The organism is Streptomyces sp. NPDC090077 (assembly GCF_044747545.1).
GTDB lineage: Bacteria > Actinomycetota > Actinomycetes > Streptomycetales > Streptomycetaceae > Streptomyces.
Map to the genome: position 1 here is coordinate 25,633 of NZ_JBIVEG010000044.1, position 20,135 is coordinate 45,767.

A 20,135-nucleotide genomic window follows, 5' to 3' on the forward strand; every position below is an offset into this window, starting at 1 on the left:
AGCGTCCGGCGGGCGGATCGGCGGTGGAGCATGCAGCGGACGAAGCGGAACGGACCCGAGGTCTTCCGTATCACGGGGGCCCGGATGGGCCTCGCCGAGGACGTGCGGGGGCGCCAGCGCCGGTACGTCATCTCGATGGGGATCCGGACCCTTTCCGTGATCGCCACGGTGGTCCTGTGGAACGTGGAGCGCCATGTGGCCATGGTGACGCTGGCCGCCGGCCTGCTGCTGCCGTACATTGCCGTCGTCATCGCCAACGCGGGGCGCGAGTCGACGCCCAATCTGCCGTCGAACTTCATCCCGGCCCCTGTGCGCCCGGCACTGGACTCGGGAAACCTCAATAAAAGCTCAGATCAATCATGAAGTTCCGGTGCACCGCACCGGGTCGTGCGTGACATACTGCCTACGCGCTCCGCATCCCCCGTCGGAGCGACGGACCGACGCCGGGCAGCTCCCCCCGTGGCTGCCCGGCGTCGCCCTTCCGTTTGTAGGGTTGGGGCCGTGACTTCTCCCGAAACCCCCACCTGCTCCGCCAAGGGCTGCCGCGACGCGGCCGTCTGGGTCCTGGCGTGGAACAACCCGAAGCTGCACACGCCGGAGCGGCGCAAGACCTGGCTGGCCTGCGCCGAACACCGTGAACACCTCTCCCAGTTCCTGGGGGTCCGCGGCTTCCTCAAGGACGTCGTGAAGCTGGACGAGTGGGTCCAGCCCGAGGGCTCCGAGCGCGAACGCCCGTAGGCCCGGGGCCGGGGCCCGCGGGCCCCGGTGTCAGCCGCCGATCGCCGACATGGGCCGGTCGGGCTGCAGGAAGGACGGGTCGTCGAGCCCGGACCCGGCCTTCTTCCCCCACATCGCCACCTTCCACAGGCGGGCGATCTCCTCGTCCGGGGCGCCCGAGCGCAGGGCGGAGCGCAGGTCCGACTCCTCGGTGGCGAACAGGCACGTGCGCACCTGGCCGTCGGCCGTGAGCCGGGTGCGGTCGCACGCGCCGCAGAAGGGGCGGGTGACGGAGGCGATGACCCCGACGGTGGCCGGGCCGCCGTCGACCACCCAGCGCTCGGCCGGGGCGGAGCCGCGCTCCTCGGCGCCTTCCTCGGTGAGGGTGAAGCGGGTGCGCAGGGAGGCCAGGATGTCCCCGGCCGTGATCATGCCGTCGCGCTTCCAGCCGTGCTGGGCGTCCAGGGGCATCTGCTCGATGAAGCGGAGCTCGTACTCGTTCTCCACGGCCCAGGCGAGCAGGTCGGGGGCCTCGTCGTCGTTGAGCCCCGGCATCAGGACGGCGTTGACCTTGACGGGGGTCAGGCCGGCCTCGCGGGCGGCGGCCATGCCGTCGATCACGTCGTGGTGGCGGTCGCGGCGGGTGAGGGTCTTGAAGACCTCGGGCCGCAGGGTGTCCAGGGAGACGTTCACCCGGTCCAGGCCCGCGGCCTTGAGCGCCTGTGCGGTGCGCTTGAGGCCGATGCCGTTGGTGGTCAGCGACATCTTGGGGCGGGGCTCCAGGGCCGCGCACTGCTCCACGATGCCGACCAGGCCGGGCCGCAGCAGCGGCTCCCCGCCGGTGAAGCGGACCTCGGTGATGCCGAGGTGGGTCACGGCGATGCGGATCAGCCGGACGATCTCGTCGTCACTCAGCAGGTCGGACTTTCCCAGCCACTGCAGGCCCTCCTCGGGCATGCAGTAGGTACACCGGAGATTGCACCGGTCGGTGAGTGAGACGCGCAGGTCAGTGGCCACGCGGCCGTACGTGTCGAGAAGCACTGTGGGCCCCCTCCCCTGTCCGGATCTAGAGGTTTCTTCAGTTCGAGCGTACGCGACCGGTGTGTCGTGGAGAGGTGCCCGAATGAACGAGACGTAACGCGGCCGCGTCGTAGGGACCTACGACGCGGCCACGCACGGTGTTCGTACGGTTTCGGGGAGCCGCAGTCAGTGGGCGCCGGTGCCGGTGAGGGAGCGCACCTCCAGCTCGGCGAACTTCTGCGGGTCGGCCTCCTCCTTGGACAGGACCGTCCCAAGCCAGCCCAGCAGGAAGCCGAGGGGGATGGAGATGATCCCCGGGTTCTCCAGCGGGAACCAGTAGAAGTCGGCGTCCTTGAACATCGAGGTGGGCTTGCCGGAGACGACGGGCGAGAAGAGGACGAGCCCGACCGCCGAGACCAGTCCTCCGTAGATCGACCACAGCGCGCCCTGGGTGGTGAAGCGCTTCCAGAAGAGGCTGTAGAGGATCGTGGGGAGGTTCGCGGAGGCGGCGACCGCGAAGGCGAGGGCGACCAGGCCGGCCACGTTCATGTCGCGGGCGAGGGCCCCGAGGAAGATCGCGACGGCGCCGATGACCACGGTGGACCAGCGGGCCGCGCGCACCTCTTCCTTCTCCGTGGCCTGTCCCTTGCGGATGACGTTCACGTAGATGTCGTGCGCGAAGGAAGAGGAGGAGGCCAGGGTGAGGCCCGCGACCACGGCGAGGATGGTGGCGAAGGCCACCGCGGAGATCACCGCGAGCAGGACCGCGCCGCCGGTGGAGTCCGGGCCGCCGCCGATCTCCTGGGCGAGGAGCGGTGCGGCGGTGTTGCCGGCCTTGTTGGAGGCCAGGATGTCGGCCCGCTTGAGCAGGGCCGCGGCGCCGAAGCCGAGGGCGATCGTCATCAGGTAGAAGGCGCCGATGATGCCGATGGCCCAGTTCACGGACTTGCGGGCGGCCTTGGCCGTGGGGACGGTGTAGAAGCGGATCAGGATGTGCGGCAGGCCTGCGGTGCCGAGGACCAGGGCGAGGCCGAGGGAGATGAAGTCGAGCTTGGTGAGGCCGTCCTTGCCGTACTTGAGTCCGGGCTCCAGGAACTTGGTGCCCTGGCCGCTGTTCTCGGCGGCCTGGCCCAGCAGGGCGGAGATGTTGAAGTTGAACTTCAGCAGCACCAGGAAGGTGATCAGCAGGGCGCCCGCGATGAGCAGGACCGCCTTGACCATCTGGACCCAGGTGGTGCCCTTCATCCCGCCGATGGTGACGTAGACGATCATCAGCAGGCCGACCAGCGCGACGACGGCGACCTTGCCGCCGTCGCTGGTGATGCCGAGGAGCAGCGAGACGAGCACGCCGGCGCCGGCCATCTGGGCGAGCAGGTAGAAGATCGAGACCACGATGGTGGAGGTGCCCGCGGCGGTGCGGACGGGCCGCTGGCGCATCCGGTACGCGAGGACGTCGCCCATCGTGTAGCGGCCGGAGTTGCGCAGCGGCTCGGCGACGAGCAGCAGGGCCACCAGCCAGGCGACGAGGAAGCCGATGGAGTAGAGGAAGCCGTCGTAGCCGAAGAGGGCGATGGCTCCGGCGATGCCGAGGAAGGACGCGGCGGACATGTAGTCGCCGGAGATGGCCAGGCCGTTCTGGAACCCGGTGAACTGGCGGCCGCCGGCGTAGAAGTCGGCGGCGTCCTTGGTCTGGCGGCCGGCCCAGACGGTGATGATGAGGGTGGCGACGACGAACAGCCCGAAGAGGGTGATGATCAGCGGGCGGTGCTCGCTCGCCCCGGCGGCGAGCGTCAGGCCGGGGACGGTGGTCGTGCTCGGGGTCATGCGCCGGCCTCCATGCGTTCCTTGATGGCCTCGGCCTTGGGGTCGAGCTCGGCGGCGGCGTGGCGCGAGTAGAGCCAGGCGATCAGGAAGGTCGTCAGGAACTGGGCGACGCCGAGGACCAGGGCGACGTTGATGTTGCCGAAGAGCTTGGTCCCCATGAAGCCGCCCGCGTAGCTGGACAGCAGGACGTAGAGCAGGTACCAGGCGATGAAGGCCACGGTGAGCGGGAAGGCGAAGGACCGGTAGGAGCTGCGCAGTTCGGCGAACTCGGGACTCTGCTGGACGCGCGTGAACTCTTCGGCCGACGGGAGTGCCGGGGCCGGTCCCGCGCCGCCCGGCGGCGGCGCTGCTTCGGTGGTCACGGGGGGTTCTCCTTGTGACGCGGGTGCGGTGGGGACGACGGACAAAACAACCTCCGTGTGGGGGGACGGTGGTGCTGATCCCCCCTGTCAACGGCACGGCCGGCGTGTCGGGACGGTTCAACACCCGCTGATTCTTTGGGAACTTCTTTCTCGAACTGATGGCGCAAAGGGGAACGTCAGCGCTAGGTTCGCGTGTCATGAACCCGTCCGACGCGACCGCGTGCGGACGGCTTTTTCACGGATGATGTGGAGAACCCATGGCTCATCTGGGACACGGCCGCCGGCGAGCCCTCGCCGTACCGGTCGGCCTGGCGCTCAGTGCCTCGCTCGCCTTCCTGCCCTCGGTGGCCGCCTCGGCCGCGCCGCTGGGCAACACGGCGGACTCGGTGACGGCCGCGAAGCCCGCCGCCACCGGTCCGAAGCTGTCCTACGTGGCGAACCTGAACGTGTACGCCACGGCGACGGCGGCGAAGAAGGCCGTCGAGCGGGCCGGTGGGACGGTGGTGATCGCGTACGAGGAGATCGGGGTCATCGTCGCGCACTCCGAGAACCCGGACTTCGCCAAGCAGCTGCGGGCGCAGCGCGGCCTGTTCAACTCGGTCGGCGCCACCCGCACGGCCCCCCTGAAGCCGGTGCAGACCACCGAGGAGGGGACGACCCAGAGGCTGAGCGCGGCCGACGCCGCGAAGGCGGCGGCGCAGGCCGAGCCGGGCCAGGAGCCCCTGGAGTCCAACCAGTGGGACCTGCGGGCTATCAAGGCCGATGCGGCGCACAAGATCAACGATGGCAGCCCCGACGTCACCGTCGGCGTCATCGACACGGGTGTGGACGACACTCACCCCGACTTGGCCCCCAACTTCTCCAAGGGGCAGTCCGCCAACTGCGTGGGCGGCGTCGCCGACACCAGTGAGGGCGCCTGGCGTCCGTACCCGGACGGCAGCGACCACGGCACCCACGTGGCCGGCACCATAGCCGCGGCCCGGAACGGGATCGGCGTCAGCGGTGTCGCGCCGGGCTCGAAGGTCGCCGGCATCAAGGTGAGCGAGCCCGGGACCAGCCTCTTCTACACCGAGGCGGTCGTCTGCGGCTTCATGTTCGCCGCCGAGAAGGGGATCGAGGTGACCAACAACAGCTACTACGTCGACCCGTGGAACTACACCTGCAAGAACGACGACGACCAGAAGGCGCTGGTGGAGGCCCTCACCCGGGCCACCAAGTACGCCGAGCGCAAGGGCGTCCTCAGCGTGGCCTCGGCGGGCAACTCCAACCACGACCTGGCGGCGGACTCCATCGAGGACACCACCAGCCCGAACGACTCCACCCCGGTGCCGCGCACCATCGACCCGAAGGTCTGCCTGGACCTGCCCACCCAGCTGCCGGGCGTGGTGACGGTGAGCGCGACGGGTGACAAGGGCCTCAAGTCGTACTACTCCAGCTACGGCCTGGGCGTCGTCGACGTCGCGGCCCCGGGCGGCGACAAGTGGCAGGTCCCGGCCACGCCGGACGCCAACGGCCGCGTGCTGTCGACCGTCCCGGGCGGCGGCTACGGCTACAAGCAGGGCACCTCGATGGCCGGCCCGCACGTCGCGGGCGTCGCGGCGCTGCTCAAGAGCGCGCACCCGAACGCCACGCCCTCGCAGCTCCAGGCCATGCTGAAGGCCCAGGCCACGAAGGTCCCCTGCCCGGAGAAGATCTACGACGCCACCGGCCAGCTGGTGGACGCCACCACCTGCACCAGCAAGTGGGGCCAGACGGCGTACTACGGCTCGGGCGTGGTCGACGCGCTCAAGGCCGTCAAGTAGTACCGGACGCGTGAGCACGGAGGGGCCGGGCGGGGTGCTCCCCGCCCGGCCCCTCCGCGTATGCCGCCCGCCGGGGTCAGGGCTTGATCAGGACCTTCAGCGCGCTGCGGTCGTCCATCGCGCGGTAGCCGTCCGGGACCTCGTCGAGGGAGACGGCCCGGTCGAAGACGGGGGACGGGTCGATCGCGCCGCTGAGGACGTCCTCCAGCAGCTCCGGGATGTAGGCGCGGACCGGGGCGACACCGCCGCGCAGGGTGATGTTCCGGTCGAACATCACCCCGAGGTCGAGGCCGGTGCCGCTGCCGTGCGGGACGCCGACGTAGCCGATGGCACCGCCGTCGCGGGTGATGTTGACGGCCGTGCGCATGGACTGCTCGGTGCCGACCGCCTCGATGACGGCGTGCGCGCCCTGGCCGCCGGTCAGCTCGCGGACGGCGGCCTCGGCGGCCTCCCCGCGCTCGGCGACCACGTCGGTGGCCCCGAAGAGCTTGGCTATGTCCGTACGCACGCTGTGCCGGCCCAGGGCGATGATCCGCTCGGCGCCGAGGCGCTTGGCCGCGAGGACCCCGCACAGGCCGACCGCGCCGTCGCCGACGACGGCGACGGTGGAGCCCGCGCGGACGCCCGCGCCCAGGGCCGCGTGGTGGCCGGTGCCCATGACGTCGGACAGCGCGAGCAGACCGGTCAGCAGGTGGTCGTCGGAGGCGGCCGCGGCGGGGAGCTTCACCAGGGTGCCGTCGGCGTGCGGGACCCGGACGGCCTCGCCCTGGCCGCCGTCGAAGCCGACCGAGCCCCAGAAGCCGCCGTGCACGCAGGAGGTGTACAGGCCCTCGGAGCAGTAGTCGCAGGTGCCGTCGGACCACATGAAGGGGGCCACGACCAGGTCCCCGGCCTTCAGGCCGGAGACGGCGGAGCCGGTCTCCTCGACGATGCCGAGGAACTCGTGCCCGATCCGCTGGCCGGGCTGCCGCGCGGCCTCGCCGCGGTAGGCCCACAGGTCGCTGCCGCAGATGCAGGCGCGCAGGACGCGGACGACGGCGTCCTCGGGGCGCTGGATCGCAGCGTCGGGCACCTCCTCCACGCGGATGTCGTGCGGGGCGTGGATGACGGTGGCGCGCATGGTGGTGCAGCCCTCCGGATCAAGTAGTTCAGTCTTGTATGACTTCCCTACGGTACGCCTGCCCGCGAGTGATCGCGCCGGAGGCCAGCAGGTACTGGGCCCCGAGGTAGGTGGCCATGATCCAGAAGTCGGGGCGCGGGAGCTGCGGCCAGTCGGCGACCCCGGTCGCGATGAGGGTGTCGGAGAGCAGGAACAGCGCGCCCCCGATGCCCGCGGTGCGGCCGAGCGCGCTGGAGCGGTAGGCCATGGCGGTGAGCAGCAGGCTGTACCCGGCGACCGGGATCCGCAGGTCCTGCGGCAGGTCCGGCCACAGCAGCGCAACGGTCCCGACGAGCGCGACCGCGTACGCGCCCCCGAGCGCGGGGCCGGTCCGCCCCCGCCCGAACAGGACGAGGTAGCAGACGTGCCCGACGGCGAAGGAGCCCATGCCGAGGAGGAAGGCGGGCTCGGCGTCGAAGAGCAGGGCGAGGTCCCCGCCCCACCCGAAGAGCAGGGCGGCCACCAGCAGCCGGGGCGCGCCGCGGGTGATCACGTGGGCCACCAGCAGCGGCATCAGCAGCGGCTTGGCGAGGACGTGCCCGAGGTGCCAGCCGGCCAGCAGCGACACCAGGTCCACGGCCGCCGCCGCGCCGAAGGCGGCGAGCAGCACCCGCCCGGCCCGCCCGGCGGCCGCGGGCCGCACCGCCCAGGAGGGCGCCCGGGTCCCGGCGGCGCTCACGCGGCCCGCTCCGGCGCGGTCGCGGTCGCGGCCGGGACCGCGGCTTCGGCTCCGGCTTCGGCTCCGGCTCCGGCCCGCTCGGCCGCGGGCTGCCAGCCCGGCCCCCGGAACACCCGCCCGGCGCGCTCGCGCCAGCTGCCGGCGGCGCGTACGTCGCGGGCGATGGCGGCGTACTCGTGGGTGGCGACGCGCAGCGGGTTGTACGTGCCGATGTTCTTGGTCAGGCCGTAGACGGGGCGTTCCGTCTCCCCCACCCAGGAGCCGAACATCCGGTCCCAGACGATCAGGATCCCGCCGAAGTTGCGGTCCAGGTAGCCGCCCTGGGAGGCGTGGTGGACGCGGTGGTGGGAGGGGGTGTTGAAGACGTACTCGTAGGGCCGCGGGAGCTTTCCGATCCGCTCGGTGTGCACCCAGAACTGGTAGAGCAGGTTGATGCCGTAACAGAACGGGATCGCGGCCGGGTGCACCCCGAGGGCGACCATCGGCAGGTAGAACCACCAGGTGGTCGCACTGGTCCAGGGCTGGCGCAGGGCGGTGGTGAGGTTGAACCTGCGGCTGCTGTGGTGGACGACGTGGCAGGCCCACAGGATGCGGATGACGTGGTGGAGCCGGTGCTGCCAGTAGTAGAGGAAGTCCTGGGCGAGCAGCATCAGCAGGGCGGTCCACCACAGGAACGGCACCCGCAGCGGGGTCAGTTCGTAGACGGCGGTGAAGACCGCGACGACCGGGATCTTCCAGAGCAGGTCGAAGCCGATGCTGCCGAGCCCCATGGTGACGCTGGTGACCGCGTCCCTGGTGTCGTAGCCGGCGGCGTCCTCGTCGGGATGGAGCCGGTAGCTGACCACCTCGATGACGGTGAGCAGCACGAAGGCGGGTATGGACCACAGCACGACATCGGGCAGATTTGGCATGGGCGCACCTTAGGGCGGGTTCCGGGGTGCCGCTAGGGGTTGTTACCGATCAGTATCCGACGGGGTTACCCGGGGTACAAGGGGGAGGGCGCATGGCAGGCCTCGAAACGGTTCTCTTACGCGTGGCCGGCACGGCCGCAGGGGCTCTGGTGAAGTCGCTGCTGGACCAGCAGGCCCTCGATCCGGACAGCCTGGTACGGCACCGTGGGCTCACCGACCTGTACTTGAGCACCAGCACGCTGACCAGCGGGCTGGAGCCCCTGCGCGAGCTGCCTGCGCTGACGCACGTCAGCATCCACCAGTGCGGTCCGGCGGTCGACCTCGGCCCGCTGGCGGACCTCGACCGGGTACAGGTCAGCTTCTCCGGTACGGCCCAGGTCCTGGGAACCGGGCTGTTCCCGCCGGGACGGCTCAGGGTGAGCAGCTGAACCGCCCCGGCGGGAGCCGCCCGTCACCAGACCCGGACCGACGCCCCCCGGGCGAAGGCCGGGCTGGTGGCGGCCGGCGGGATGTGGGTCAGGGGCTCGGCGATCTCCGAGACCAGGGGGCCGTGTTTCGCCGCGAGGGGGTCCAGCAGGCCCAGGTCGAAGCCGTACACGCGGGCCGCGTTGCCGCCGGCCATCGCCGCGACCTCCTCCCGCGGCAGGCCCGCGTACGCGATCCGCAGGCCCTCGCGGGAGAACGGGGTGGTGCCCTCGTCGTGGGGGAAGTCGCTGCCCCACATGATCTTGTCGAGGCCGATCCGCTCCCGCAGCGGGACCTCGTGGGGGCGCATGAAGCTGGCCCCCACGAAGCAGTTGTCCCGCCAGACCTCGCTCGGCCCGCGGCCCATGGACTCGGCCAGGCCCGCGCCGAACTTGGCCTCGGCGGTGGCGGAGGCCGCGACCAGGCGGCCGTGGTAGTAGTCCAGCATCTCCAGCACGCCGGGGATCCAGCCCGAGCCCTGTTCCGTCAGGACCAGCTTGAGGCCCGGGTGGCGGCGGAAGGCGCCGCCGAAGATCAGGTGCCACAGGGCGCGGTGCGAGAACCAGGTGGTCTCCACCATGAACACGGCCCGCGCGGCCGGTTCGTCGCCGAGCGGCGGGGACGCCGAGCCGCCGTGGTGGTTGACCGGGACGTCGAGCTCCGCGCACACCGCCCAGATCGGGTCGTACGCGGCCGAGTACAGCTCGGGGACGGGCGAGCCGGGCGGGACGCCGGGCAGCAGGATCCCGCCGGTCAGCCCGGCCTCGCGGGTGCGGCGGATCTCGGCGACCGCCGCGTCCACGTCGTTGAGGAGGATCTGGGCGACCCCCGCCCGCCTCCCCGGGGCGTCGGCGCAGAAGTCGGCCAGCCACCGGTTGTGCGCCTGGAGGCCGGCCCACCGCAGCTCGTACTCCTCGGCCGTCGGCGGCTGGGCCATCAGCGAGGCCTTCGGGAAGAAGGGCGGGATGGTGTTCGGGAAGATCACCTCGGCGACGATGCCGTCCGCTTCGAGTTCGGCCAGGCGCCGGGCCGAGTTCCAGTTGAGGTCGGCCGAGTCGGCGAGGAGGTCCTCGTACGGGTTGACGTACGTGGCGGCCCAGGCGTCGAAGGCCTCGTGGTGGCGCTTGGCCAGGTACGGCCGGTAGTCGAGGAGGTCGGCGCCCGCGTGGCAGTCCGCCGAGATGACGGTGTAGCGGTCCTCCGTACGGTCCTCCGTACGGTCCTCCGTCATGACGAGACCCCCGTGACCGGGAAGTCGTTGCCGGTGAGCCAGTGCCGGCCCACCTCGCGGGAACGGGCCCAGGAGGCCTCCACCGCCGCCTGGTCGGGGCTCTGGCCGAGGTCGGCCGGGGTGGGTCCGATGCGGCGGGCGAGCGGGGCGAGCGCCTGCGTGTCGAAGCCGAAGACCTCGGCGGCGGCCAGGCCCAGCATCCGGCGGGTCTCGGCGACCGGAATGTCGTGGAAGGTGTTCCGCAGCCAATTGCGGGTGTCGGGCCAGGTGCCCTCGGGGTGCGGGAAGTCCGAGCCCCACAGGATGTTGTCCACGCCGATCTCGTAGCGCTGGGCGAGCTCCCGGCGCTTGGTGTTGGTCGCGCAGACGAACACCTGCCGGTCGAGGTACTCGCTCGGGGGCCGCTTCAGCTCCGAGAAGGGCGAGAGCTTCTTGCCGCCGTGGGCGCCGAGGTAGAGCCGGTCCATGAACCACAGGAGGTTCGGGAGCCACCAGCAGCCCGACTCGGCGACGCCGAACTTCAGGCCGGGGTGGCGCTCGAAGACCCCGGACCAGAGCAGGAACCACAGCGGCCGGGCCGGCCACCAGGTGACCTCGGAGACGTAGATGCCCAGGTGGTCGCCGTACTCCTGGCGGGGTGCGGCACCCGAGTGGGTGACGATCGGCATCGCGGTCTCGGCCGCGGCCGCCCACACGGGGTCGTAGCGGCGGTCGTGGTAGGGCGCCCGGTCCACCCACATGGAGGGGATCATCAGGGCGCCGAGGCCGGACTCCTTGGCCCGGTGGACCTCGGCGACCACCCGGGAGGGCTCGCCGGTGATGGGCAGCAGGGCGACCCCGCAGTGGCGTTCGGGGTTGCGTCCGACGAACTCCGCAAGCCAGCGGTTGTGGGCCTGGGCGCCCGCCATGCCGAGTTCGGGGTCCTGGTCGCCGGAGAGGCCCAGGCCCACTCCGAAGGGGGCGGCGGTCTGGCTGTCGACGGCGTCCGCGTCGGGGAAGACGACCTCGGCGGCCACTCCGTCGCCGTCGAGCTCCTTGAGCCGCTGGGTGCTGTCCCAGCCGCCCTTGAGGCCTTCCTCGTGGTCGTGGAACCACTTCTCGGCGAAGGCCTCGTTGCGCACGCCGAGCCGGGTGGCCTCCTCGCGGCGGGCGTCGCGCTGGCCGAGGAACTCGTCGAACTGCCGGTGGAAGCGGGAGTCGAGGTAGGGGCGGTACTGCTCGGTGGGCAGCCCCGCGTGGCAGTCGGAGGAGATGATCAGGTACGGGTCTTCGTACGTCTCGTCAGGCACGTCGGTCCCCTCAGTCGAGGATGAAGCTCTCCAGGTAGGCGGGGTTGGCGCGGTCGAGCATGGACTGCGACCGGGCGCGGATCTGGCGGTCGCTGTGCTCGCTCGCCGGCAGCATCCAGAAGCGGTCGGCGCGGATGCCGTCGACGACGTGCCCGGCGACCTCCTCGACCGGGGTGAAGCGCACCTCGTGCCCGGCCTGCTTCATCGCGGCCTCGTACTGGTCGAGGCTGCGGTACGGGGACCTGCGCGGGCGCTGCTTCGCGTAGCGGTCGGGCCGGTTGCGGTGGGACTCCCACAGGCCGGTGCGCAGCATGTGGGGTCCGGGGAAGAGGACGGAGGCGCCGACGGGGGCGCCCTCGGCCCTGAGGTGGGCGTAGAGGGACTCGGTCATGGTGACCACGGCCGCCTTGGTGACGGCGTACACGGAGGCGGTGGGCAGGGGGGCGATGCCGCCGTCGCCGGAGGAGGTGTTGACGACGTGGCCGGGGTCGCCGGAGGCGATCATGCGGGGGACGAAGGCCTGGATGCCGTGGAAGACGCCCCAGACGTTGACGGAGAAGGCCCACTTCCAGTCGTTGGGCTCGTGCTCCCACATGCGGCCCTCGGCGCCGGATCCGACGCCCGCGTTGTTGCACAGCACGTGTACGGCGCCGAAGGTCTCGTAGGCGGCGTCGGCGAGGGAGACGACGGAGTCGCGGTCGCTCACGTCGACGAGCCGGGCGAGGACCTCGGCGCCGTCCGCGGCGAGTTCGCCGGCGGCCTTGCGCAGGGCGGCCTCCTCCACGTCGGCGAGGACCACCTTGAGGCCCTCGGCGGCGAAGCGGCGGGCCATGGCGAGGCCTATGCCGCTCGCGGCGCCGGTGACGACGGCCACCTGTCCGGGTTCGAGCCGCACGTCACACGCTCCCCTCGGGCGGGCCGTCGAGGATCTGGAGGGGGTCGTCGTAGCGCTGGTGGAGGTACGGGAGGAGGGCCTGGGCGCTGACCCGCTCGACGACGCGGCCCTTCTGGTCGGTGGTCTTCTCGCCGATGGTGAGTTCCACTAGGCGGCGTACGGGGAGGTCGGCGACGGGGTCGTACATCGACTCGCGCAGGACCACGTCACCGGTGAGGTGCTCCAGTTTGCGGACCTTCTCGTTGCGGGTGCAGTGCACGAGGACCGGGTCGCCGTCCAGGCCGGAGCCGTCGACGGCCGGCAGGAACTTGAAGTAGAAGTCGGTCTTCACCGTCGGCTCGGGCAGCGGCAGCGCGCGGTCCACGGCCCCGCGCACCTCGACGAAGGCGATCCCGTGCCGGGCGAGGGCGGCCCGGACGACGAGCCCGTCGCGCTCGACGGTGACCTCGCCCAGCTTCTTCGGTTCGCCGAACACCTCGCGGCCGCCGGTCAGGGCGCGCTCGTGGGTCATCGGCATGACGAGCGGGTACCAGCCCTCGACCCCGCCGTGCCGGGCGGCCACGGCCACCGAGCCGGCGCCGAGGGGGTAGCCGGGCAGGTCCACCTTGCTGATGTTGGCCCGTACGAGGGGCCGTTCGGCGGGCTTGAGGGGCGGGGGCAGGACCGCCGCCACCACGTCGGGATCGGTCTCCCAGACGGCCACCACACCGGTGGACCAGACGTCGGGGAGCCTGGCGCTCTTCTCGCGCGACGCCGCGATCTCGGCCTCGGTCCGCGCTCCGTACCGTATGCGTGCCATGTCTCGCACCACCCTTCCGAGGGTCCCCCCGGCGGGGGCCGGGGGCGGTTCTGTAACACAGTTACACCGCCGCCGATGAAGGGTAAAGACCCCTGCACGGACCGGAACTGACGCAGCGACAGATTGGCGGACCCGGGCCCATGGCCAGAAGCGCGCTGACCCGCGAGGAGGTGCTGGAGGCGGCCGCCGCCCTGGTCAGGCGGCACGGTCCGGCGGGCCTGACCATGCGGGGGCTCGCCGCCGAGCTGGGCACGGCGGTGACCTCCATCTACTGGCACGTCGGCAACCGCGAGCGGCTGCTCGACGCCCTGGTCGAGCGGACCGTCCAGGAGATGGGCGCCGTCCGCCCCGAGGGCCGCACCCCCGCCGAGCGGATCGTCTCGGTGGCCCGGACCCTGCGGCGCGAGATCCGGGCGCGCCCGCACCTGATCGCGATGGTCCACGAGCGCGGGCTCACGGAGCGGATGTTCCTGCCCGCGCAGCGGGCGCTGGTCGACGAGGTGCACGCCGCCGGGCTGCGCGGGGCGCGGGCCGCCGACGCGGTGCGCGCCGTGCAGTTCCAGATCGTCGGCTTCCTCCTCGTCGAACGCAACCGCGAGCGCTCCCCCGCCCAGTCGCCGGGCGAGGGCGAGCTGTGGGACCCGAGGGCCGCTCCCGACGACCCGGAGCTCGCCCGCGCACTGGCCGGTCCGGCGGACCCGGAACGGCTGTTCCTGCTGTCGGTCCGGGCCCTGGCGGCCGCACTGCTCGACGGGCCCGGCGGCTAGGTCGTCTCTTTCGGATCTTGCCTGACCCGCGCCGCCCGGCACCGCACCTCGCCGCGTCGGCGGAGCACCCCAGTACGTCCAGTACAAGGGCGCCCCGCCAACGCGCCGATGCACGGCACCGGACGACGCGGGCTTAACCGGCAAGATCCGAAAGAGACGACCTAATCGGATTGCCCCGGTGCGCGCGCCCGTGATCAGATCGGTCCTGCGGGGGCGGCTCCCCGGCGCGCATCCTTCTCCACTCCTTTTGCAAAGAATCCCGCGCGCCCACTCTCCGCCCCCGCTTCGTCGTTCCCGGAGGGGGAGTTCCGCCCGTGTCTGCCGTCGTGTCCGCCCACGAGTCCGTCGTCGACTCCGCCGTCGAGTCCTCCGTCGACTCCGTCCTGCTGCGGCGCCTCGGGGCCGTCTACGTGGACCGGCCCGAGGCCGCCGCGTCGCCCGGGCGCGAAGGGGTGCGGCCCCTGGAGGGCGAGCTCCTGGAGCGCGGCCACGCCCTCGCCCCGGAACTGCACGCCGCGCTCGGCGATCTCGCGCCGACCGACCTCGCCGAGGAGCGGCTGCGGCTGCTCGCGCTGGTGGACCGGGTGATGGGCTCCGACCGGGTAGACGAGCCGCTCTTCCGCCGCTTCCCCTTCTCCGTCCCGCACGACACCGAGCGCTGGTACGTCAGCCGCGTCTTCGCCCTGCTGCTCCAGGAACCCGCCCAGCCCTGCGTCCTGTGCGGCGAGAACGGCACGGTCCACCCCGTCGCACCCTGCGCCCACCTCGTCTGCCGCACCTGCTGGGACGGCGCCGACTACACCGGATGCCCCGTCTGCCACCGGCGCGTCGACCCCGCCGACCCCTTCCTGCACCCGGAACACGAGGAGCCCCACCGCTCCGCCGACCGCAAGGCCGAGGACCTCCCGGCGGGTCCGCTGCGGCTGCTGCGGCTCGGCACCGACCGGGCGGCCGACTGCGCGCGCGTGGTCGCCTCGCTCCTCGCCCGGCAGACCCCGCTGTCCCCCGAGGACCGCGACGACCTGGACCTCCTGCTGCCCGCCGCCCCGACGGACCTCGACTGGCTCCCCGGGGAGATCCCGGTGCGCGAGACCAAGGCCCAGGTCCTCGGCCGGCTGCTGGCCGACCCACGGACCGCGGACGCCGTACGGCCGCTGCTCGCCGCCCGGCTCACCACCGCCACCGACGTCCTGCGGCTGCTCGCCGTGCTGTCCGGCGGGGACGCGGGCCTGCTGCCGCTGCCCCGGTTCGCGAACCCGGGACGGCCGCTGCGCCGGGAACTCCTCGCGGTGCTCGACTCGTTCACCCCCCAGTACCTGGTCGAGGACCTGCTGCGGCACCCCACCGCCTGGAAGCGGGCCGCCGAGCCGCTCCACCCCTTCGAGCGGCACGCCCGGCACCCGCGGGCCGCGCTCGCCTTCGCCGTGCTGCGCGGCACCACCGCGTCCGCCGCCACCCCGCTCGGCGCGGCGCTGCTGGAGAGCGCCGCCGCGCATCCGGACGCGGTCCGCGTGGACGGGGACCGGATCCGGCCCGCCACCTGGGCCGGACGGCTGGAGCAGGCCCTCGCCGAGGGGGACGCGTCAGCCGCCGCCGCGCTCGCCGGGGAGCGTCCGGGGGAACTCGTACGCCGCCTCGACCACCTGCTGCGCCTGCACCCGGGCGCCGAACCGCTGCCCGAGCTGGAGCGGGCGCTCGACCGGGGGCTGCCCAAGGTGGGCGCCGGCCCGCTGCTGTCCGCGCTCGGCGCGCTGCGCACCCGCGCCGAGGACCGCCTCGGCGAGCGCCGGGTGTTCTTCCCGCGCGGCCGGGTCGCGCGCGCCCAGGTGGTCCGGGAGGGGCGGGCCCCGCTGCCCGCGCCCCTCGTCGGGGCGGTCACGGCCCGGCTGGAGGCGGAGGTTCTGCGCCGGTTCGCCGCCGCCGGCGGGGAGGCGTACGACCTCGCGGTCCTGGACGCCGGGCTCGCGGACCTCACCGTGCCCTTCGGCGAGCGCAACGCCGCCCGGGCGCTGGTCGCCGTACCGCGCGGCAGTACGCAGACCCTGCCCGAGGGCGAACTGCTGCGGCTGTTCCTGCACTGGACGGAGCCGACGGGCAACCGCACCGACCTGGACCTGTCCGTCGCCTTCTTCGACGCCGACTGGAAGTACACCGGGCTCTGCGACTACACCCGCCTGCGGTACGGGCCGCACGGGGCCGCCGTGCACTCGGGCGACCTCACCTCGGCGCCCGCTCCGGACGGTGCCACGGAGTACGTGGACCTGGACCTGGAGGCCCTCGCCGAGAACGGGGACGCGTACGCCGTCCCGGTGGTCTTCAGCTTCAACAACATCCCCTTCGACGAACTGCCGGACGCCTTCGCGGGCTTCATGGCCCTGCCGGCGGACGGCCCGCGCGGCTCCTCGTACGACCCGCGGACCGTGCGCCAGCGCTTCGACCTGACGGGCGAGTCCCGGATCTGCATGCCGATGGTCGTGGACCTGCGCGACCGCCGCGCCCTGTGGACGGACGTCCACCTGCCGCCGTCCGGCGGGTTCCAGAGCGTCGCCTCGAACGGGGAGCGGCTGGCGTCCGTGGCCCGGGACGTGTGGGAGCACTTCGGTTCCGGAGCCCGCACCACCCTGTGGGACCTGGCGGTGTGGCGGGCCGCGGCCCGCTCCCGCGAGGTGGCCGTCCTGCGTTCCGGTGAGGTGTGGCGGTACCGGGCGGGCGCGGCGGAGACGGTGGCCGGATTCGCCGCCCGCGTCGCCGCACTGGGCGAGCCCGAGGAGAAGCGGCGGGCCCCGGACGCGGGGGCGGCCGCCGCCGAAGAGAGCGCGGGCCGCAAGGTGTTCCTGGCCACGGTGCACGCCACCGCCGCCGGGGCCGGTGCTTCGGGAACGGCGTACCGGCTCTTCCCGGGGCCGGCCGAAGTGGCCGGATCCTTCGCCCCGGTGGGCGCCCCGGACCTGGTGGCGGAGCTGGCGGCGGGGATCTGACCCTTCTGGAGCCGGAGTCGGGCCGAGGGGTATCGGGCCACGGGTGTCAGTGCGTGCCGATATCCTCTGTGACCATGCTCTACGACCGTACGACCGCAGAGGCGGAATGGCCGACCGCGTACCCACAGGGGTACGCGGTCGTCGACGTGGAGACCACCGGGCTCGCTCGCGACGACCGGATAGTCTCGGCGGCCGTCTACCGGCTCGACGCCCAGGGCAACGTGGAGGACCACTGGTACACCCTGGTCAACCCGCGCCGTGACCCCGGACCCACCTGGATCCACGGCCTGACCAGTGCGATGCTCCAGGACGCCCCGCTCTTCGAGGACATCGCCGAGGAGTTCGCGGGCCGGCTCGCCGACCGGGTGCTCGTCGCGCACAACGCCATGTTCGACTGGCAGATGATCGCCCGGGAGTACGCGCGGGCGTCGGTGACCGCGCCCGTCCGGCAGCGGCTGTGCACCATCGCCCTGTCGAAGGAACTGAACCTCCCGCTGCCCAACCACAAGCTGGAGTCCCTCGCCGCGCACTACGGCGTGGTCCAGCAGCGCGCCCACCACGCGCTCGACGACGCCCGGGTCCTGGCGGAGGCCTTCCGTCCGTCGCTGCACGCGGCCGCGCGGGACGGCGTACGCCTGCCCCTGCTGGAGTGCCGTCCGCTGACGGAGTGGTCGGACGCCCCCGCGGCGCCGCGGGTCGGCTACCAGTCCTCGTACGGGAACGGCGGCACCTGGCGGGCCTCGCGCAAGCGGCCGCCGTGCCCGCACCCGAACCCGGGGCGCTTCGAGGACGGCAAGCCGCTCAAGCAGGGCATGCGGATCGCCTTCTCCGGGGACACCTCCGTGGACCGGGAGCTGCTGGAGGACCGGGCGGTAGAGGCGGGCCTGCACGTGGCGACCAGCGTGTCCCGGCTCACCAGCCTGCTCGTGACCAACGACCCCGACTCCTCGACCTCCAAGACGGTCAAGGCCAAATCGTTCGGCACCCCGATCGTGGACGAGGCGGCCTTCACCCACCTGCTGCGGGACGTCGCGGCGGCCGGGGACGCGTAGCGGCGTTGCTCCGGCCGGGTGCCGGCGGGGCGACTCACCCCGGTGGATCTTGTTCCGCCGGGCCGCCCCGCACAGCATGCGGCGCATGGCACGTTGCGAGGTCTGCGGAAACGACTACGGCATGTCCTTCGAGGTGCACGCGCAGGGCGCGGTGCACGTCTTCGACTGCTTCTCCTGCGCCATCCACCGCATGGCGCCCATCTGCGAGCACTGCCGGGTCCAGATCATCGGCCAGGGCGTCGAGGTCGAGGGCCAGTGGTACTGCGGCGGGCACTGCGCCCGGGCGGAGGGGAGGGTGGGCATCGTCGACCGCGTCTGACCCTCGTTCCGTTCCCCCTCTCCGCTCCCCCTCCCCGCTCCCCCGGACCCCGGAAGGCCACCCGGCCGCCGGGGTCCTCGTCGCTGGGGGTACCGTCGTGGGCGTGTACCGCTTTGTGCTGACCCGGCAGTGGGTGTCCCTCACCCTCGTCGCCCTCGTCCTCATCCCCGCGATGATCAAGCTGGGGTTCTGGCAGTTCCACCGCCACGAGCACCGGGTCGCCCAGAACGAGCTGATCGCGAAGAACCTGTACGCGAAGCCGGTACCGGTGACCGAGGTCACCTCGCCCGGACACACCGTCCCGCGGGCCGACTACTGGCGTGCCGTCACCGCCACCGGCACCTACGACCCCGCGCACGAGGTCGTCGTACGGATGCGCACCTCCAACGACGACAAGGTCGGCTTCCACGTGGTGACGCCGCTCCTGCTGGGCGACGGCCGGGCGGTCCTCGTCAACCGGGGCTGGGTGGCCGGCGGCGACGACCCGCGCGCCTACCCGCCGGTGCCGGCCGCGCCCTCGGGCGAGGTCACGGTGACCGGGCGGCTCAAGGCCGACGAGACCAGCGGTGGCAGCGGGATCAAGGACCGCAAGGGCCTGCCCGACCGCCAGGTGATGCTGATCAACAGCGAGCAGCAGGCGGCCGCGATCGGCAAGCCCGTGCTCGGCGGCTACCTCGAACTGACCGGCCCCGAACCGGCGGGGGGCAGCCCCGAGATGGTGGCCGAGCCCGACCACGACTCGATCGGCGCGCACATGGCGTACGCCGTGCAGTGGTGGCTGTTCGCGGCGGCGGTACCGGTGGGGTGGGTGGTGCTGGTGCGGCGCGAGAAGCGCGACCGCGAGGAGGCGGCGGCCAAGGGCGAGAGCGAGGCCGGGGCCGTGTCGCCGGAGGCCGCTTCGGCGTAGGTTGTCCGGCATGGATCTTGGACTGAAGGACCGCGTCTACGTCGTCACCGGTGCCACGCGGGGACTGGGCTTCGCCTCCGCGCGCGAGCTCACCGCCGACGGGGCGAAGGTCGTACTGACGGGCAGGGACGAGAAGCGGGCGGCTGAGGCCGCCGCCGAACTCGGCCCGAACGCGGTGGGCGTGGCCGCCGACAACTCCGACCCGGAAGCCGCCGCACGGCTGGTGGCCACCGCGCGGGAGCGTTTCGGCCGCTTCGACGGCATCCTCATCAGCGTCGGCGGCCCCCCGCCGGGCCTGGCGGCGGACAACACCGACGAGCAGTGGGCGGCGGCGTTCGACACCGTCTTCCTGGGCGCGGTCCGCCTCGCCCGGACGGCCGCCGCCGAACTGGGCGAGGGCGGGGTCATCGGCTTCGTCCTGTCGGGCTCGGTGCACGAACCGATCCCCGGCCTGACCATCTCGAACGGCCTGCGGCCGGGGCTGGCGGGCTTCGCCAAGTCCCTGTCGGTGGACCTGGGCCCGCGCGGGATCCGGGTGCTCGGGCTGCTGCCGGCGCGAATCGACACGGACCGGGTGCGGGAGCTGGACGCCCTGTCCGGCGACGCGGCCGCGGCCCGCGCGGGCAACGAGGCCCGCATCCCGCTGCGGCGCTACGGCACGCCGGAGGAATTCGGGCGCACGGCGGCGTTCCTGCTGTCGCCGGCGGCGTCTTACCTCACGGGGCTGATGATCCCGGTGGACGGCGGCTCCCGCCACGGCTTCTAGCCGCCCCTCCCTCACGCGAGCTTCGGGCCCGCTGCGCCTGCCTCCGGCCGTCGGACCGGGGGCGGGGCCGGTTCGGGTGGCGGGGGCCGGTGGGTCGGGTGCGGGTGGTGTGCCGCTGCGCGGGGCTGGGTCCCCTACCCGCCCTTCCACCGTTCCCCGGGCTGCGCCCGGACCCATACGGCGCTACCGCGCC

The 20,135-nt window shown here is 72.7% G+C and carries 20 protein-coding genes; 10 read left to right on the top strand and 10 right to left on the bottom strand.

Going from position 1 to position 20,135, the window contains the following annotated elements:
- Positions 1-30 precede the first annotated feature (30 nt).
- Both ACIPW5_RS37305 and ACIPW5_RS37310 read left to right on the top strand, forming a co-directional pair.
- Positions 31-363 carry a DUF3099 domain-containing protein gene (locus ACIPW5_RS37305; protein ID WP_401255134.1) on the top strand — a complete coding sequence of 111 codons (333 nt, stop codon included), beginning with the start codon at positions 31-33 and terminating at the stop codon, positions 361-363.
- Between the two features lie 138 nt (positions 364-501).
- Entirely contained in the window at positions 502-738 is a 237-nt protein-coding gene (locus tag ACIPW5_RS37310) for a hypothetical protein (RefSeq protein WP_007263363.1), read from the top strand.
- Between the two features lie 30 nt (positions 739-768).
- On the opposite strand, the gene moaA is transcribed toward ACIPW5_RS37310, so the two are convergent.
- From moaA to ACIPW5_RS37325, 3 genes are all read right to left on the bottom strand, one after another.
- Positions 769-1,758 (bottom strand): GTP 3',8-cyclase MoaA, encoded by a 990-nt coding sequence (gene moaA / locus ACIPW5_RS37315; RefSeq protein ID WP_401255137.1) that lies wholly within the window; start codon positions 1,756-1,758, stop codon positions 769-771.
- A gap of 165 nt (positions 1,759-1,923) precedes the next feature.
- Entirely contained in the window at positions 1,924-3,561 is a 1,638-nt protein-coding gene (locus ACIPW5_RS37320) for a cation acetate symporter (protein ID WP_401255139.1), read from the bottom strand.
- Positions 3,558-3,923, bottom strand: coding sequence for a DUF485 domain-containing protein (locus ACIPW5_RS37325; protein WP_401255142.1), 366 nt, complete (start codon positions 3,921-3,923; stop codon positions 3,558-3,560). Before ACIPW5_RS37325 ends, ACIPW5_RS37320 begins: the two co-directional genes overlap by 4 nt.
- A 257-nt stretch (positions 3,924-4,180) precedes the next feature.
- On the opposite strand from ACIPW5_RS37325, the gene ACIPW5_RS37330 reads away from it, so the two are divergent.
- A complete protein-coding gene (locus ACIPW5_RS37330; protein ID WP_401255145.1) occupies positions 4,181-5,725 on the top strand; it encodes a S8 family peptidase in 1,545 nt (514 codons plus the stop codon).
- A 76-nt stretch (positions 5,726-5,801) separates the two neighbouring features.
- Here the strand turns inward: ACIPW5_RS37330 and ACIPW5_RS37335 are convergent, their stop codons facing one another.
- Genes ACIPW5_RS37335 through ACIPW5_RS37345 form a run of 3 tightly spaced genes read right to left on the bottom strand, consistent with a single transcriptional unit; the run spans position 5,802 to position 8,474 of the window.
- Complete coding sequence (locus tag ACIPW5_RS37335; protein WP_401255148.1) at positions 5,802-6,845, bottom strand: zinc-dependent alcohol dehydrogenase family protein; 1,044 nt, start codon at positions 6,843-6,845, stop codon at positions 5,802-5,804.
- Positions 6,846-6,873: 28 nt separating this feature from the next.
- Complete coding sequence (locus ACIPW5_RS37340; RefSeq protein ID WP_401255150.1) at positions 6,874-7,563, bottom strand: lysoplasmalogenase; 690 nt, start codon at positions 7,561-7,563, stop codon at positions 6,874-6,876.
- Positions 7,560-8,474 (bottom strand): sterol desaturase family protein, encoded by a 915-nt coding sequence (locus ACIPW5_RS37345; RefSeq protein ID WP_401255153.1) that lies wholly within the window; start codon positions 8,472-8,474, stop codon positions 7,560-7,562. The genes ACIPW5_RS37340 and ACIPW5_RS37345 overlap by 4 nt, the downstream gene beginning before the upstream one ends.
- A gap of 92 nt (positions 8,475-8,566) precedes the next feature.
- Here ACIPW5_RS37345 and ACIPW5_RS37350 point away from each other — a divergent pair, with 92 nt between their 5' ends.
- On the top strand, positions 8,567-8,902 hold the full coding sequence (locus ACIPW5_RS37350) for a hypothetical protein (RefSeq protein WP_401255155.1): 336 nt from the start codon (positions 8,567-8,569) through the stop codon (positions 8,900-8,902).
- Positions 8,903-8,925: 23 nt separating this feature from the next.
- Here ACIPW5_RS37350 and ACIPW5_RS37355 read toward each other — a convergent pair whose 3' ends face one another.
- From ACIPW5_RS37355 to ACIPW5_RS37370, 4 genes are read right to left on the bottom strand one after another with little or no spacing between them, the layout of a single operon-like run.
- Complete coding sequence (locus ACIPW5_RS37355) at positions 8,926-10,170, bottom strand: amidohydrolase family protein (RefSeq protein ID WP_401255158.1); 1,245 nt, start codon at positions 10,168-10,170, stop codon at positions 8,926-8,928.
- Positions 10,167-11,459, bottom strand: coding sequence for an amidohydrolase family protein (locus ACIPW5_RS37360; RefSeq protein ID WP_401255160.1), 1,293 nt, complete (start codon positions 11,457-11,459; stop codon positions 10,167-10,169). Before ACIPW5_RS37360 ends, ACIPW5_RS37355 begins: the two co-directional genes overlap by 4 nt.
- Before the next feature lie 10 nt (positions 11,460-11,469).
- Positions 11,470-12,354 carry an SDR family NAD(P)-dependent oxidoreductase gene (locus ACIPW5_RS37365; protein WP_401255166.1) on the bottom strand — a complete coding sequence of 295 codons (885 nt, stop codon included), beginning with the start codon at positions 12,352-12,354 and terminating at the stop codon, positions 11,470-11,472.
- A 1-nt stretch (position 12,355) separates the two neighbouring features.
- The gene (locus ACIPW5_RS37370; protein WP_401255169.1) at positions 12,356-13,153 is read right to left on the bottom strand and encodes an acetoacetate decarboxylase family protein; all 798 of its coding nucleotides are present in this window, start codon (positions 13,151-13,153) and stop codon (positions 12,356-12,358) included.
- A 140-nt stretch (positions 13,154-13,293) separates the two neighbouring features.
- Between ACIPW5_RS37370 and ACIPW5_RS37375 the strand changes: the two genes are divergently transcribed.
- The 6 genes from ACIPW5_RS37375 to ACIPW5_RS37400 all read left to right on the top strand — a co-directional run bounded on the left by ACIPW5_RS37375 (position 13,294) and on the right by ACIPW5_RS37400 (position 19,942).
- Positions 13,294-13,920: a TetR/AcrR family transcriptional regulator gene (locus tag ACIPW5_RS37375; RefSeq protein ID WP_401255172.1), complete on the top strand. Its 627-nt coding sequence runs from the start codon at positions 13,294-13,296 to the stop codon at positions 13,918-13,920.
- A 314-nt stretch (positions 13,921-14,234) separates the two neighbouring features.
- Complete coding sequence (locus ACIPW5_RS37380) at positions 14,235-16,898, top strand: MXAN_6230/SCO0854 family RING domain-containing protein (protein ID WP_401255175.1); 2,664 nt, start codon at positions 14,235-14,237, stop codon at positions 16,896-16,898.
- 68 nt (positions 16,899-16,966) lie between these two features.
- A complete protein-coding gene (locus tag ACIPW5_RS37385; protein WP_401255187.1) occupies positions 16,967-17,950 on the top strand; it encodes a DEDDh family exonuclease in 984 nt (327 codons plus the stop codon).
- Between the two features lie 85 nt (positions 17,951-18,035).
- Complete coding sequence (locus ACIPW5_RS37390) at positions 18,036-18,269, top strand: hypothetical protein (protein ID WP_401255178.1); 234 nt, start codon at positions 18,036-18,038, stop codon at positions 18,267-18,269.
- A gap of 103 nt (positions 18,270-18,372) precedes the next feature.
- Positions 18,373-19,176, top strand: a complete 804-nt coding sequence (locus ACIPW5_RS37395) for an SURF1 family protein (protein ID WP_401255181.1) — start codon at positions 18,373-18,375, stop codon at positions 19,174-19,176.
- Positions 19,177-19,186: 10 nt separating this feature from the next.
- Positions 19,187-19,942 carry an SDR family oxidoreductase gene (locus ACIPW5_RS37400; RefSeq protein WP_401255184.1) on the top strand — a complete coding sequence of 252 codons (756 nt, stop codon included), beginning with the start codon at positions 19,187-19,189 and terminating at the stop codon, positions 19,940-19,942.
- The last annotated feature ends 193 nt before the right edge of the window (positions 19,943-20,135 follow it).